Origin of the sequence: Nocardioides daedukensis (assembly GCF_013408415.1) — a bacterium.
GTDB lineage: Bacteria > Actinomycetota > Actinomycetes > Propionibacteriales > Nocardioidaceae > Nocardioides > Nocardioides daedukensis.
The window spans coordinates 750,298-765,168 of sequence record NZ_JACCAA010000001.1; the positions used below are offsets into that span (position 1 = coordinate 750,298).

11 protein-coding genes and 1 pseudogene are annotated in these 14,871 nt (G+C 65.2%); 4 read left to right on the forward strand and 8 right to left on the reverse strand.

The annotated features are described in order from the left end of the window. Positions 1-76: 76 nt before the first annotated feature. The 4 genes from BJ980_RS03755 to BJ980_RS03770 all read left to right on the forward strand — a co-directional run bounded on the left by BJ980_RS03755 (position 77) and on the right by BJ980_RS03770 (position 3,627). Positions 77-919: a helix-turn-helix domain-containing GNAT family N-acetyltransferase gene (locus tag BJ980_RS03755; RefSeq protein WP_179501053.1), complete on the forward strand. Its 843-nt coding sequence runs from the start codon at positions 77-79 to the stop codon at positions 917-919. 101 nt (positions 920-1,020) lie between these two features. Then, on the forward strand, positions 1,021-2,619 hold the full coding sequence (locus tag BJ980_RS03760) for a phospholipase D-like domain-containing protein (RefSeq protein WP_343047675.1): 1,599 nt from the start codon (positions 1,021-1,023) through the stop codon (positions 2,617-2,619). A gap of 573 nt (positions 2,620-3,192) precedes the next feature. Continuing rightward, positions 3,193-3,297, forward strand: coding sequence for an SRPBCC family protein (locus tag BJ980_RS03765; protein ID WP_179501054.1), 105 nt, complete (start codon positions 3,193-3,195; stop codon positions 3,295-3,297). A 159-nt stretch (positions 3,298-3,456) separates the two neighbouring features. After that, entirely contained in the window at positions 3,457-3,627 is a 171-nt protein-coding gene (locus BJ980_RS03770) for a hypothetical protein (protein WP_179501055.1), read from the forward strand. 64 nt (positions 3,628-3,691) lie between these two features. Here BJ980_RS03770 and BJ980_RS03775 read toward each other — a convergent pair whose 3' ends face one another. The 8 genes and pseudogenes from BJ980_RS03775 to BJ980_RS03800 form a co-directional block, all read right to left on the reverse strand. After that, positions 3,692-4,414, reverse strand: coding sequence for a hypothetical protein (locus tag BJ980_RS03775; protein WP_179501056.1), 723 nt, complete (start codon positions 4,412-4,414; stop codon positions 3,692-3,694). 129 nt (positions 4,415-4,543) lie between these two features. Continuing rightward, positions 4,544-4,672 carry a hypothetical protein gene (locus BJ980_RS19205; protein ID WP_281363713.1) on the reverse strand — a complete coding sequence of 43 codons (129 nt, stop codon included), beginning with the start codon at positions 4,670-4,672 and terminating at the stop codon, positions 4,544-4,546. A gap of 125 nt (positions 4,673-4,797) precedes the next feature. Further along, a complete protein-coding gene (locus BJ980_RS03780) occupies positions 4,798-7,320 on the reverse strand; it encodes a polynucleotide kinase-phosphatase (protein ID WP_179501057.1) in 2,523 nt (840 codons plus the stop codon). After that, entirely contained in the window at positions 7,313-8,725 is a 1,413-nt protein-coding gene (locus tag BJ980_RS03785) for a 3' terminal RNA ribose 2'-O-methyltransferase Hen1 (RefSeq protein WP_179501058.1), read from the reverse strand. The genes BJ980_RS03780 and BJ980_RS03785 overlap by 8 nt, the downstream gene beginning before the upstream one ends. Positions 8,726-8,880: 155 nt before the next feature. Next, positions 8,881-10,068: a hypothetical protein gene (locus BJ980_RS18825; RefSeq protein WP_246279919.1), complete on the reverse strand. Its 1,188-nt coding sequence runs from the start codon at positions 10,066-10,068 to the stop codon at positions 8,881-8,883. A 743-nt stretch (positions 10,069-10,811) separates the two neighbouring features. Then, positions 10,812-11,327, reverse strand: a pseudogene (locus BJ980_RS19565) (ATP-binding protein); the annotation flags it as partial. Continuing rightward, positions 11,324-11,500: a hypothetical protein gene (locus tag BJ980_RS03795; RefSeq protein WP_179501060.1), complete on the reverse strand. Its 177-nt coding sequence runs from the start codon at positions 11,498-11,500 to the stop codon at positions 11,324-11,326. The gene BJ980_RS03795 and the pseudogene BJ980_RS19565, both read right to left, overlap by 4 nt. Positions 11,501-11,588: 88 nt before the next feature. Then, the gene (locus tag BJ980_RS03800; RefSeq protein ID WP_179501061.1) at positions 11,589-14,870 is read right to left on the reverse strand and encodes an ATP-dependent DNA helicase; all 3,282 of its coding nucleotides are present in this window, start codon (positions 14,868-14,870) and stop codon (positions 11,589-11,591) included. Position 14,871 lies beyond the last annotated feature (1 nt).

The following is a 14,871-nucleotide window of genomic DNA, read 5'->3' on the forward strand; positions in this document are numbered from 1 at the left end:
ACCAGACTTTCATCGACGGGCGTCGATAGAGGAACAATATCGACCGAGATCGATAGATGCAAGGTATTCTTCGACCATGAAGATTTCTGGTTCGGAAGCGCTCAGTCTCGACCGAGCGAGCGCGGAGCAATTCGCTGAGTGGTTCGCACTGCTCGCTGACCCCACCCGGGTTCGATTACTCCACACCCTCTCGACCTCGCGGTCCGGCTCGATGCGGATCGGCGATCTGGCCGAACTTCTCGGTATCTCCCAGTCCACCTGTTCGCACCATTGCCAGGTGCTCAAGAAGGTCGGCTTCGTCGTGGTCGACAAGGTCGGCACCTCCAGCATGGTTTCGGTCAACCCTGCGTGCTGCACCGGACTGCCGCACGCGGCCGACGTCGTCATGGGCACCTTGTCGGCACCACCGTGCTGCCCCTCGGACCTGCCCGCCGATGTGATCGCGCGGCCGGCGGTCGAGGCGGACATGGCCGCGATTCTCGCCATCTATGAAGAAGGTCTCCTCACTCGCAACGCCACCTTCGAGACCTCAGTCCCCACGATTGACGAACTCCGCGCCAAGTGGCTCCCGGGGATGGCGTGGGTCGCCGAACTCGACGGCCGGGTTGCGGGCTGGACTGCGATCCAGCCCGTCTCGGATCGTGCGTGCTACGCCGGCGTGGGCGAGACCTCCGTCTATGTCACCGAAACCGCGCGCGGTCGTGGCGTCGGGAAGGCATTGCTGTTCACCCAGGTCACCGAGGCCGACCGGGCCGGCCTGTGGACGCTGCAGACCTCGATCTTCCCGGAGAACCGGGCCAGCCTCGCGCTGCACCGCTCCGCGGGGTACCGCACCCTGGCCGTACGGGCTCGCGTCGCACAGCTCGACGGCGTCTGGCGCGACACCGTCATGCTGGAACGTCGCAGCGACATCAACTGATCCTCCGCCGCCGACCGCTGGACGCGCTTGTCGGGATGTGACGCAGCATGCGCCACCACCAGCCTCACCCCCTGCACTTCGCTTGTGCCATGGTGGGTGCCGTGCCCTATCCGGACGACGTCGAGTGGCTGCTGACCCCTGGCGAGCGCGGCAACGGGCAGACACGGCTTGATGATGGCCACCAGGGCCGGGCGTGGTCCGAGGGAAACCTGGTACGGCCGCTGATCCACGGCGCTACCTATTTTGCCGAGCTGTACCAGCGGATCGAGGCCACGGGAGCTGGCGATTCCATCGTCTTCACCGACTGGCAGGGCGACCCCGACGAGCAACTCACCGGCGAGCCGAGCAGTGAGGTCATGGCCGTACTGGGCCGGGCCGCCGCCCGCGGGGTCGACGTACGAGGTCTCGTATGGCACTCCCACATCGCAGCGGTCACCGATGCCGAGGGCGACAATGCCGAGTTCGGTGCGCGCCTGCGGGCCCACGGCGTCGAGGCATGGCTCGACATGCGGGTCCGGAACCGAGGCTCCCACCACCAGAAGCTGATCGTGCTGCGGCACCGGGACGACCCCACGCGCGACGTGGCCTTCGTGGGTGGCATCGATCTGTGCCACTCCCGCAGGGACGACGCCACCCATGCCGGCGACCCTCAGTCCTACGAAATGGCCGCGGAGTACGGCGCCACCCCGCCGTGGCACGACGTCCAGGCCGAGATCTCCGGGCCGGCCGTGCACGATGTGGAGACAGTCTTCCGGGAGCGGTGGGAGGATCCGGCTCCGCTCAACGGCAGTCCTCGTCGCTGGTGGGGGCTGCGGCGAAGCAGCTCGCCTTCCGCCACGGGTCCGACACCGAGCCCGCTGCCGGCACAGCGTCCCCCGCCGCCACCCGTGCCTGGTGGCACGCACGTGGTACAGCTGCTGCGGACGTACCCCAAGCTGCCCTCCAGCCGTGACTACCCGTTCGCCAGGGGTGGCGAGAGGAGTGTGGCGCGCGGATACGCGAAGGCCATCGAGCATGCGCGTCGACTGGTCTACGTGGAGGATCAGTACCTGTGGGGGCATCACGTTGCGCAGATGTTCACTACGGCCTTGGAGCGAAATCCTGACCTGCACCTCATCGGGGTGGTGCCTCTTTTCACCGACTTGGAAGGTGTGCTGGGACGACTCCCTCAGCTGGAGGGTCGCCGCCGAGCGATGCGTGACCTGCTGCGGAAGTTCCCCGACCGAGTCGCGATCTACGGCCTGGAGAATCACGCAGGAGTCCCTGTCTACGTGCATGCCAAGGCCTGCATAGTCGACGACACCTGGGCGACCATCGGCTCCGACAACTTCAACCGGCGCTCGTGGACCCACGATTCCGAACTCTCCGCGGTCGTCATCGACCGGGATGGCGAGTTCGGTCGCCATCTCCGACTCACCCTTGCCGCCGAGCACCTGGACCGAGAATGGGGTGACCGGGATGATGCGATGGCCGACTGCCTGGAACCAGCCGACATGTTCGCCACCTTCGCAGCAAGTGCGGCCCGCCTCGACACGTGGTGGCATGGTGGGCAGACCGGTCCACGACCGGAGGGGCGCCTTCGCAGGATCGAGTCGCCAGAGCTCGGGCTGCTGACTCGTGCGGTCGCCTCGGTGCCGTATGCACTCCTGCACGACCCCGACGGACGGCCGCGTCGGCTACGACGCGCGGACGACTTCTAGGTCCCGTTCAGGGGTAGGACACAAGGACAGCTCTCGTCGTCCCGTGCGTGATGACGGCGCCGCCGCGGCTGTCAGACGCAGCAGTGGGCGTTCACATCCGCAGTGCCTGGGTCCTGCAGACCTCAGACCGAGCCCAAAGCGGGTCTCAAGACCGATTGCCACTGGAGAAACACATCCCTCCAGATCGCATCAGCGCAGGTCAGAGCCGGTTTTCGTCAGCAATGCGACGCATTCCACGTGATGCGTCATCGGGAAGACGTACATGACCCCGAGCGTAAGTGCGATCCTTTGCGGGCGCCTGCGCTCATGAGGCCGAACGAGCCCGTGACCTGCGGCGATGCCGTTTCGGACGCGAGCTGGCGTCGGCGTCCAACTGCGGGTGATTGCGAATGAAAGCGAGCCCAATCCGAGCCCTCCCACAGACGGGCGCCGACGGACGCAAACGACCGCAGCGAGCGCACGAGGCTGCCCACCCTGCAAGGCGCCAGTTCGCGCTGACCTACGACATCTGATTTGGCGCCTTTCAGCCCCTGCAGCCGTCGTTGAGTCGGATCTGCGCAACCAGGAGGATCAGTGAACACTGCCCCACTCGAGGTGACCACGCACATCGCCGCGACACCGGAGCAGGTGTGGCCGTACCTCGCCGACCCGGCCCGCTACGCGCTGGTGGATGGGTGAACCTACCTCCGCAAAGGAGGGTAAGCGGGGGGCGATCGCGTCTCACCTTCCGAGTGAACTCGGCCGCGCCGAGGACCCGAGTCGCCGGATCCGGACGGTCGAGGGCATCGTTGGACCATGCCCGGAAGAGGACGTTTCCACCCAGCCGACCCAACCGAGATGCTCGAGACCCTCGCGACCTTGAACACCGAACTGGAAGGGCTGAGGACCAAGGTCGCCGCAGGTGAGGCCGACCAAGTCACCGCGCTCGACAGAGCGCTGCAAGGTCTACTGGAACTCGCGTCGGTCATCGAGCCGCTCGTCCAGGACTACCGCGTCCGCCACCGCTGATCGTCCAGCTCGACGACCGATTGCAGAACACAGCTCGTCGGTAATGCCCGTGCCGATACGCCTCTCAGGTCGTAGAGGTAACTAGCGTGCCAGGGAGGGCTGCAGCGATCGCGTCGCCGAACGCCTCCACCGGTGACGGGTCAGCACCGAAGTAGCTGAACGTGCTGGCGAGCACTTGGTAGTAGGCGACGAGGACAGCGCCGGCCAGTCGCTCGAGGAACCCGATGTCGATCACCAGTCGAGTCCCGGCATGGTCACCGTGGTCGACGTACTCACGCAGCTGCCGTGCCTGGTACAGCGTCGGATGAGTACCGCTCGACAGGAAGTCATATAGGCCCTCGGCCTGCTTCTCGTCGAAAGCTCCGCCGGCATGCTCACGGAGCAGCTCGTAGAACCACTTCAGGCACTCCTCGACCCCTGGCTTCTTCTCCCCGCCCAGCTCGCCGGCGTCGATGGTCGTCGGCGTGGCATCCGGGAACGCGGCGATCATGCGCGCCCGAACCTCCTTCCAACGGGCCCGTGCGGCCTGATGGACCGGGTCAGCCTTCCCGCCAAGGTGACCAGCGGTGCGTTTGGCGACCATCGAGCTGTAGAACTCCTCGAGGTACGCCCGAGCCAGTCGGGCTTCAGCCTTGTCGCCCGTCTTCCCGAGCACCCACTGCGCCCGGGCACAGTTCTCGATCACGCTCCTGGCGAGCGGCTTCGGCGGAAAGAACACCTCGCCGGAATAGAACAGCAGGCCCATCCCAGCGAGGTGTCCGGCGCCGATCTCCAGGTAGGTGGCCACGACCTCATGGATGAGGCTCGGCCCAGAGAAGATGCCGTCCTTGCCGTTCGTGGCTGTGTCGATGGCGGTCAGGGCGCCGTTGTCCAGCGATGCCTGCGACGCGCGCCCTGGGCGCCAGTGGAAGTCGCTCTAGGACGACAGGAACGTGGTCCGAGCAAGCCACAGCAGCTCACCGAGCTCGCGGGCACGGTCCCGGTCCGAGGCGCCGCCAGCGCTCTCTTCGGCCTCGGGCACCTTGGGTACTTCCTCGTCGGCCATGGGAGAAGCGTGCATGGGGAAGGCGCCGACCTCCAAAGCGGTTTACACCCGCCAGTCTTATCGAAGCTCGCCTGGTCTGCTCACTGATGCTGGATCGCGGCATCTCAGGAAACTCGCCGAATCCTTCAGAGCCGCGGGTCGACAGGTTCCGACTCAAGCGCGAGAACAGCGAAGACCGACTGGTGGACTTTCCAGAGCGGCTCGTGGTCAATGAACGCGGTGAGCGCTTCCAGTCCGAGTCCGTGCTCCCGCTGGGCAAGTTGGCGCTTCTTGCCGAGGTGGCGGTCGCGGAGTACGTCGAGTGCGTCGGTGTAGTCGGGCCCGTAGATGATCCGCAGGTACTCGCGACCGCGCACCTTGATGCCCGGCTGGATCCGTCCCTCGGAGAGGTGAGCGGGCTTGACGACCATGCCCTCTCCCCCGCCGGCGGTGAGGTCGAGCCACCAGTGCGTGGCAGCGTCCCGCTCGTCCTGCGAGGCGAGGTCGACGAACCGGTGCCGCGTTGGCGTGATCAGGTCGCCTTCGAGCTTGGCGAGCTCGGAGAGGTGCCACTCGTGGGACTCGGTGAGCGCAAGAGCCCGGCCTTCGGAGGCCAGGATCTGGAACGGTGCGAGCGTGACACCTTCGAGCCCCTGGGTCGGGTGGACGTAGGCGGCGTAGGCATCGCGGAACGCCTCGGCGTTGCCGAGTCGACGGTCGACCTTCTCGACGAGTCCCGCGACATCGAGTCCACGAGCAGCGGCCTGCTCGAGAACCTTGCGTGCATCGGGAAGCACGTGGCGTGCGGCTGTGCCGACCGATGCGTATTGGGCCTTGATCAGATCCATGGCCTTGGCCGACCAGGGCAGGAGTTCGCAATCGAGGGCGAGCCAGTCGGTGTCGAGGGACTCGAACAGTGGCGCGACGGTCTCCCGCAACCGGTCCACGAGCTCGCCGGCGTCCGCGAAGAAGGGTCGTCCGGTGCGGGTGTAGACCACTCCCGTGGTGCCGTCGCCGATGCCGAACCTTCGCTCGGCGGCGTCGGCGTCCTTCGCGATGACCGCCACGGCGCGTGAGCCCATGTGCTTCTCTTCGCAGACGACTCGGGTGACGCCCCAGCCGGAGTACTCGTCGAAGGCCTGGGCGGGGTGCTCCAGGAAGCCATCGAGCTTCGAGGTGGCGACCGGCGACATGGTTGGCGGCAGGTAGATCAGCCACCGTGGGTCGACGGCGAATCGGCTCATCACCTCGAGTGCGGCTGCGGCGTTCTCTTCGGGGATCTTGACCTTGCCGGCATGGGTGGTCTCCAGCCAGCGGGTGCCTGCGACGTCGCTGATTTTGAGCACCGACGCTTCGCGATCCCCAGCAGAGGGCGCGAGCGGCCGGACGGGTGCGTACCACTCCTTCTCCGCAGAGACCGAGACGATTTCCCGCTCCGGGTAGCGCAGCGCGGTGAGTTCGCCGCCGAAGACGACTCCGGTGTCGAGGCAGATCGTGTTGTTGATCCACTCGGCCTTGGGGACTGGGGTGTGGCCGTAGACGACCATTGCCTGGCCGCGGTACTCCTGCGCCCAGGGGTAGCGGACCGGGAGCCCGTATTCGTCGGTCTCGCCGGTGGTGTCGCCGTACAGCGCGAACGAGCGGACTCGTCCGGACGAGCGGCCGTGGTAGGCCTCCTTGAGGCCGGCGTGGGCGACGACGAGCTTTCCGTCGTCGAGGACGTAGTGGCTGATGAGGCCGTCCATGAAGTCCAGTGCCTGCTTACGGAAATCGTCCGGGTGGCCTTCGAGTTGTGCGAGTGACTCTGCGAGGCCATGGGAGACAGTGACCTTGGAGCCTCGAAGGGCTCGGACGAGCTTGGCCTCGTGGTTACCGGACACGCAGAGCGCCGTGCCCGCGGCGACCATGCCCATGACGAGACTGATGACGCCTGGGGTGTCCGGGCCCCGGTCGACCAGGTCGCCAACGAAGACGGCCTGTCGGCCCTCGGGGTGCGAGGCACCGACGGCCGTGTCGCCGTCGTACTCGATGTTCCAACCGAGTTCGGTAAGGAGCGTGCGGAGCTCGGAGGCGCAACCGTGGACGTCGCCGATGATGTCGAAGGGCCCGTGGATCTCCCTGCGATCGTTCCAGGGTCGCTCGCGCACGATCTCCACGCTCTCGACCTGACCAGTACCGCTCAGGACGTGAACGCGACGGAAACCCTCCTTCGTCAGGCGCCGGAGGGACCGCATGAGATCGCGGTGCTGACGAGAGACGACGTGATCGCCGAAGTCGCGATCCGGCCGCTGCCGGTTGCGCTCGATCGCCACCGATGCGGGGACGTCGATGACGATGGCGTCGACGAGGACGTCGTGGCTCTTGGCGAGCTTGACCAGGGAGGCTCGCGCCGGCTGCTGGACGTTCGTCGCATCCACGACGGTGAGCAGCCCGCGACGCAGGCGGGTGCCGACGATGTAGTGCAGGACGTCGAACGCGTCGGGGGTAGCGGACTGGTCATTCTCGTCGTCCGCGACGAGGCCGCGGCAGAAGTCGCTGGAAACGACCTCGGTCGGCTTGAAGTGACTGCGCGCGAACGTCGACTTGCCACTTCCCGAGACCCCGACCAAGACGACCAGGCCCATGGCGGGAACGGTGACCTGCTGCTGTTCGGTTGCTGCGTCAGTCATCGGATCCCTCCTTTCGGGTGAAGATGGCCATCTGTGTCGGTGTGCCCAGAGTGTCGTCGAGGTCGCCGATGCCGCGGCGTTCGACGGCGTAGCTGTAGGTCGAGGCGACGTGGTCGGACCAGTGGGCGAACTCGGCCCGGGTCCATTCAAAGCGGTGGTCGGGGTGCCTCATGCCGACGAGTCCTTCGTAGAGCACGTTGTACTCGCCATTGGGGGTGGTCACGATGACCGCACCTGGCTTGGTGGCTCCGAACACAACACGCTCCAGCGCCTCCAGCCGCGGAGGGTCGACGTGCTCGACGACCTCCATGAGTACGGCGGCGTCGAACCCGGCGTATCGCTCGTCCTCGTAGGTGAGCGCACCCTGGAAGAGCTGCACGCGCTCGGCCTGTCGCTCGCTCATGCGGTCGACGTGAAGGCGTCGAGCGGCGTACTGCAGCGATCGGGTGGAGACATCGGATCCGGCGATGCGCGAGAAGGATGCCGTCTTGATGAGCCGGTCGAGGAAATGACCCGGGCCACAGCCCATGTCGATGACCGAACGTGCCCCGAGTTCGAGCAGAACCTGGTGCACGGCGTCGTGGCGCTGGGCGTTGAGCGGGACCCGCTTCTCGACAGGTTGGAGGGCTTCCTCGTCCTCAGCCGGATCGATGGCCTCCTCCACGTCGTCGCCGAGCTCGGCGAGCCGCGCGAGAGCGACGCGGGTCAGGCCGCCGCTGCGGCCGAGGTAGCGGCGGGTGATCAGCTTGGCTTCCGGGTGGGTGGCGAGCCAGCCCTCCCCGGATCGCATCAGCTTGTCGACCTCGTCGGGACCCTGCCAGTAGTGCTTGGACTCGTCCAGGACGGGAAGCAGGACGTGCAGTTGGTTGAGCGCATCGGCCAGTCGGACAACCCCGATGAGGTGCAAGCGGACGTAGCGGGAGTCGCCCCAGTCGGCGAAGGCATCGTCCAGCGGGATGGGCTCGGCCTCGACCGTCCAACCCAGCGGTTCGAACAGCCGATGCGCGATCTCCGGTCCACCCCGGCAGGGCAGCACCGGGACAGAAATTTCGAGCGGGATCGCCGAGTCGGCAAGGTCCTGTCGGGAATCACAGCGACCGCTGCGAGCGGTGCTGAACACGTCGGCCATCGCCACGCCGAGAAGCGACGACGCTGCGTACGAGCGGTCGTTCACGTACTGGGCGAGGCTGAAGTCCGGGGCGTTCTTGCCCCGCGAGCGGGCCAGCCGGACCGGATCGACGTCGAGGATCAGCGCAACGGTGCAACGCTCGTCGGTGGATTCGGGGTAGAAGACCGTCACTGTTCCGAACGACTGCTTGAACTCCTGCACACGGTCGGGGTGCTTGTGCAGGAGGTAGCCAAGATCGGTCGCCGGCTGGTGGGTGGTCGTGACGGTCAGGAGCACGCGCTCAGTCTGCCCGAGAGGGGCGACCCATTTTCGAACATTACGCTAGCCCCGACTGCGAAGAATCGATCCGTCGGCTCGAAGCACTGCACGAATGTGCGGCCACTCGTCCGATAGCTAGAGCACTCGGTTCTGCACCTGACGGGCCATTGGCTCTACCGCGTCAACAGGTTGAGGCTGTACGTGCCGCAAGCACATCGCAGTGCTTCTTCCTGTCCCGGCGGCCCAGACACGTAGATCCATGACCCGCAGTCGGGGCTGGAGCACTTGAACAGGTCGAAGAACAAACGCCAAGCCTCGACCACGGGCTGGAAGTCAGCCTTGCTGAGGTTCGCCCATTCGTTGTAGTGGACCAGCGGGTTGATGGCCCAGGACTCCGCTTGCTGGGCCAAGACAGTCTGTTGGCGCGCCTCTTTCAGTGCTTCCACTTGTTCCTTGACTGCGGTGTTGCCCCAAGAGTTCGCGGACGCGGACGCCTTCTTGAGCCAAGAAGCGTGTCTGCCGGTCGTGGCGCTGAGGAAGTCGCCCAACTCGTAATTGTTCTCGGGTTTGTAGGTGACTTGTCCGCGCAGTCCGGCCGCAAGATCGCCGAGCGTGGCTTCCAGGTATCTGCGGAGTTTTGCAGCGGCAGGGCTCACCTCTCCCGCAGCGAGGTCAGCTGCTATGGCGTCCCATACATCGTGTCCCTGTTGAACGTGCGGCCCGTCATCGACAGTCCATCCGTGAAATCGGGCTTGGGCATTTCGACCGATTAGCCCGGAACCCTGCATCTGCCTGACCCAGACTTCATCGTGGGTTGTGATGATGAACTGGACCTCCGGGAAGGTGCTCGTCAGAAGCGCGCAGAACTGCCGCCGATGGTTCTTGTCGACAGACATGACAACGTCGTCCAGGACTGCGAACCGGAACTCGTCGCCGAGTAACCGCTTGACCAGTGCTAGGTAGAGGCATACGCCCATCCCGTCCTGATGCCCCTCGCTGTGATATGCAGCTGGAGGGAACATGCCCTGGCCATAGAAGTCGACCTCCAGATCGAGTTTGCCGGCGTCAGGCTGCAATTCAGCCATGAACGTGCCCTCGTCGTCGGAGTTGATGTACCGGTAGAACTCGCTGAACTCGGTCTGGATCTCCTCGTAAAGCGAGGTAAGCACTTGATCGGCGACGGTGCAGTAGGTGTCGTATACCGCGCTGGCGGTGTCGTAAGTCGCGACGGCCTTGGCCTGCGCGGCACGAGCTTGGCAAACGCGGTTCCACCGGTCCTGAGCCATGGTGAGGAAGGATGCAGCCTCAACCGCTGCCGAGTCGTCAGGAAGTGCGTCGACCTGATCTGCCAGCCGCACCACGCGTCGAGATAGCCAGGCGGAATCGGAATCGGATCACTCGTGAGGGAATGCCGCGCTTCGACCACTTGCTCGACTGAACCCAACGATCCTTCGAATCGTGCCAGGTCGCTTCGCCACGACTCAAGGACGGCCAACAAATCGACGCTCCCGAGCGCTCTGGCATGCGGAACGATGGCGTCGATCAGCGTCCGGGTCCCGCGTGCCTCCGCGATGATGGCATCAGCTGAGGACCGAATCCGCTCACCCAAACGTTGAGCCGCCGCAGAGCGATGCAGCTTCTCTTGGAGATGCTGCCTCAGCGAGGCCACATCAGCCCATTCGACATCGCAAAGCGGACACGTCGGCTCGTCCGCCAGCTGAAGGCCGAGCTCAACCAATCCTCGATGCCGAAGCGCCGCCAGGACGGCTGGCTCCTCATCCAAGTCAGTCAGCGCGTCCTGGAGGCGGCCCTTGGCAGAGTCGAGTCGATCAGGTTCAGAGAGCCGATCCCTGAGCGCCTTGATGTCTCGCCCGGCTGACACCTTGTTCACCGCCGTGGACCCCGCAAGCTGGACCCCCACTGTCAGATCAGAGGAGGCCGAAATGGTGTCGATGGCGTCCAGACCAAGAACCTCACGGCGACTGTTGATGGCCTTCGTGATCCCGTCCGTCAAGAGTTCCGCAATGTCCAGGTGGCGCCGAAGAGCGTCCTCAGCTCCAGCCACCTCGGAGTCCGCTGTCGTTTTCGTCCGACTGGTGTTGGTCTGAGCGGTTCGAAACAGCCGGCGGACTTCATCAATCCGATCAAGCTTGAGCAGGATCTGAACGTCCTGCGCCCGCTTACCAGCCTCCGCTACGACGTACTTGATAATTTCGCGCCGCGACAGCGTCAACTCGGGGTGGATGCTTGCTTGCTTGACTGCGGCTCGCATTTCCGGCGTGTCAGGCTCGAGCGTATAGGTGCTCGCTGACCGAATGGTGCGGGAGAGAACCGCGGTCTGCGCCGTCGCCGGGTCACGCACGGTCAGTGCCACCCTGGCGGCCGCAGCGTTATCGCGCTGCGTTACATGCGGCCCATGCTTGAGGACGCTCAGGCCACCAGTTCCCTGGCCCGTCAGTCGCCCGATGTTCCCGGTGAGCGCAAAATCGATGGCATCGACGACCCCACTCTTCCCGGAACCATTCGGCCCCCACACGGCAAACGACTTGCAGGCCAGATTCAGCGTAAGGTCTCGGATGCCACGGAACTCCTGGATGTGGATCTCTTCGATCTGGATCACGCGAGCTTGTCTCCGCTCGAGTCCGCAAACAGTACGACGAGGGACTCAGCCCGAGGCAGCCGGTCTTCCGAGAGTGCGGCTTGGAGCGCCCCGACGACGGACTCGTTCACGGCCTCGTGCTCGGCGAGCGTTTCGAAGAACTGATCCAATACCTCGGCCTCGATCCGCGCCATACTCCCTCAACTCCTCTTGCTTCACCAGTCGCACCTGTCCACGTCCGGCCAAATGCGAGATTACGACGATGCACCGACAGCCTTGCGCCTAGCGTCGCCCTGGCGCCTTCTTCGCAGCACGACGTGGTGTGGCGGAACCGAGTATCTGTTTCGCCATGGACTCCCATCCAGGCTGATCTACTCCGTTGCTGTCGTCGGTCCACATCAGGACTCCACGGGTCCCAGGGCCAGCTGGGTCGTCGAATGGCCGGTAGCCATGCGCGATGTACCAGGCCTTCTTTGCCTCCCAATCGGACGCGTACTTGGGGTTGCTCATCATCCCGAGGTGTTCCCAGATCACCTCGTCGCCTGCAGGGGTCTCGATCATGAAGTCGGGATACTTCGTCACCCCGTCGATCGACAGCGGGCGCTCGTACGACCACCGGTCCGGCGCGAGGCCCTGCAAGATCGACGCAACGATCACCTCGTTCTTGCTCCGCACAAGCACCCCACCGGGGGCGACGTGGATGAGATTCGCGTCGAACCTCCGCATAGCGTCACCGAACGCTAGTTCCCGCGGCGCGGGCTTGCGGAACAGGTCGGTCATCCGTCGCGCGGTCTCGGACAACGCTGGCGAGGCGAGCTCGAACAGTTCATCCACGGTGCCTTCGTGCAGGATGACGACTTTGCGCGTCTGTCGGGTCAGCGCGGTGTACAGCAGCTCGCGACTGACAGCGACCCTCGACGGCAGGACCAGGAAGGTCACTCCGAACTCCGAACCCTGCGACTTGTGAACCGTCACAGCCCACGCCAACTCGAGCGGAGGGTCGTCCGACGACGAAGGGCGGTACCCGTAGGTGGCGCCGACTTGCGAGGAGAACTCGACGTTGGCGAAGTTCGGGGACTTGCTTGCCCGTCCGACCACAACACCGATCTCGCCGTTGGCGACGTAGTTCATGCCGGCGCCGTCCGGATACGCCTTAGCCCGGCTGTCGTTTCGCGTCTGCATGACCTTGTCGCCCATGACGATTCGCTCCGGACCGATGGGCTTTGGCGGGCGATGGCCGTAGAAGTTCTCCGCTCGCCGCAGGTCACCTGCGCGGTATCGCTGCTTGATCAAGCGGTTCAGCTCGACGGTTCCGAACACCCTGGAACGGGTCGGGGAAAGCACCTGCCAGTCTTCGCAGCGGTCGCCGGCGCCGCCGTCTCCGGTGCGCCAGTTGACCCACTTTCCATCGTCCGACAGGTGGCCGCCGTAGGTCAGCTTGAACGCCCGCTCTGGGTCGGTTGCATCTTCTAGTCCGAGCTCGGTCTCGATTGCTTGGATGAGGGTCGGCACGATGCCTTCATCGGCCCACCTCCGGTACGCAAGGGTTTCTGACGGGCTCCCAACCCGGAGTCTCTGCCAGATTTCGTCGGCGGCCCCTGGGAGGTCTTCGCCGCCGAACCATCGTGCGAGGGCGAGGTCATCACGCTGGCCCTCCTCACCCTTCTGGCGCCGGAAGACCGTGAGTTCCACGTATCCGGGACCGACTCGGGCTGTCCCGGTGAACGTCTCCGGCTTCAGCCACTCGACGAGGTCAACGAATGGCCGTCCGGGACCGATGGGTGGCAGTTGGCGATGGTCTCCTACGAGGATGAGCCGCTTGACGCCTTCGAGTCCGCTGAGGGTCGCAGCGAGCATTTCCTCCGTGAGCATCGACGCCTCGTCGATCACGACGAGTCCTACCTTCGAACGCTTTGCCCGATCGACTGATTGGTAGCGACCGGTGTTGGGGTCGAAGCCGCCCTTCTTCACGAGGAAGCTTGCAAGCGTCTGAGCCTCAAAGTTGACCTTCGACTGGAGCTGCACCCGGGCTTTCCCGGTGGGAGCAAGGAGCAGGACGCCGTCCTGCTGGATTTCAGGTTGGGCGACGAGCGTCTGCAGCAGGGTCGTCTTGCCGGTTCCGGCAGGTCCAACGAGCACGGACAGCCGGGAAGTGAACAGCTCACCGAGCCCCGCCGCTTTCTCGGTGCGCGCCACCTCTTCTTCAATGTCGCCAGGGTCCGCGGGCCCGAACGCTCCGTCGATGGCCGCACGCGGGTCGAACGAAAGGTTGAACCTGCGGGCGTCCCGCCGCTCGATCATGTGATCGGTGATGTCGAGGCCGACGTCACGAAGGTGGGCGAGCTTGTACGCCGGCTCCCCGCCAGCCAGTTCGGCCGCCGCTAGCGGTGTCCAGCGCCCGTATTCGTCTAGGTCGCGAGCGTTCAGCCGGTATGTGTTGAGAAGTGGTCGTGAGATCGGACAGGGGCGGGTAGCGGTGATGTTCGCGGCAGCGGCGAGGACGTCCTCCTCCCCAGCGAGGGTGTCGCCGTTCTCGGCCATGCGTTCGAGTACGTCGACCATGAACGCCTCAAGGCGTCGCGGATCACCGGGATCGCTGAGCTCGCTGATGGGGGCGATCAGATTCGCCCACCGCACGTGCGAGGCCGGAAAGCATGCCTGGTCCACGGTGGACAGCGGAATCGTGCCGGTGAGCTTGGCGAGGAGCATGGCGTGCTCGGGCGTCGTCTTCTTGAAATCGGGTGAGCGAGTGTTGAGCCGCTTGGCGCGGAACTCGACCATCAGGTACTCGGTCGCGGCGCGCTGCTGGTCGGTGAGGCTGGCGGCGATCCCCTCTGGCCGTTGAGTGGTCGGGCGCAGGTGGCCGTCGCCGTCGAAGGAGGCGCCGATCGCCGCAGCGATGTCGGCGTTGCGGTAGGCGTACTCGAACGCCGACATCGCTAGACCAGATCCGGTGACGTAGTCCCGCAGGCTCGGATCCCGGTAGGCGACCCCGGACAGGAAGCGTCGCATCTCGGCCATCTTGATGAACCGGACGACGTCGACGTCCGGATAGTCCGCCTTGATGTTGTCGACCGTGACGCCGGGCCCGAGCAGGGAGTAGTAGTAGTTGGCCTGCTGATCGCGGCTCCACCGCTTCTTCGGCACCGTGGTGTGCAGCCGGGCAATGTGCGGGTTAGCCGCCTCCCGGGACGCGGCCACGAGCACGCGGATCGCCTTAGGCAGATCCTCAGCCTCCACGGCATAGCGCTTCAACAACCCGCGCAGGTCGTGTGCATGCGACGGGACGCTGTCGGGATCGAGGAGGCCCTTCAGCGCGCTGACCCTGCGGTTGCCCTCGAGCACGACAAACGCGCGGTCGTCCTCGATAACTATCGGGACCTCGTTGTCGAAGTAGCCGTCCCGCAGGATGAGCTTCGCTGCACCCAAGACGTCTTCCTCTGCGTAGAGGTAGTTCAGGGCGGCCGCCTCGTCATCGGGACGCGTAGGAATCCGGTAGTTGGCTAGATCGAGCAGGAGATCCTCGACGTTGACCTCCACCATCGGCAACTGCACGTAGCTCATC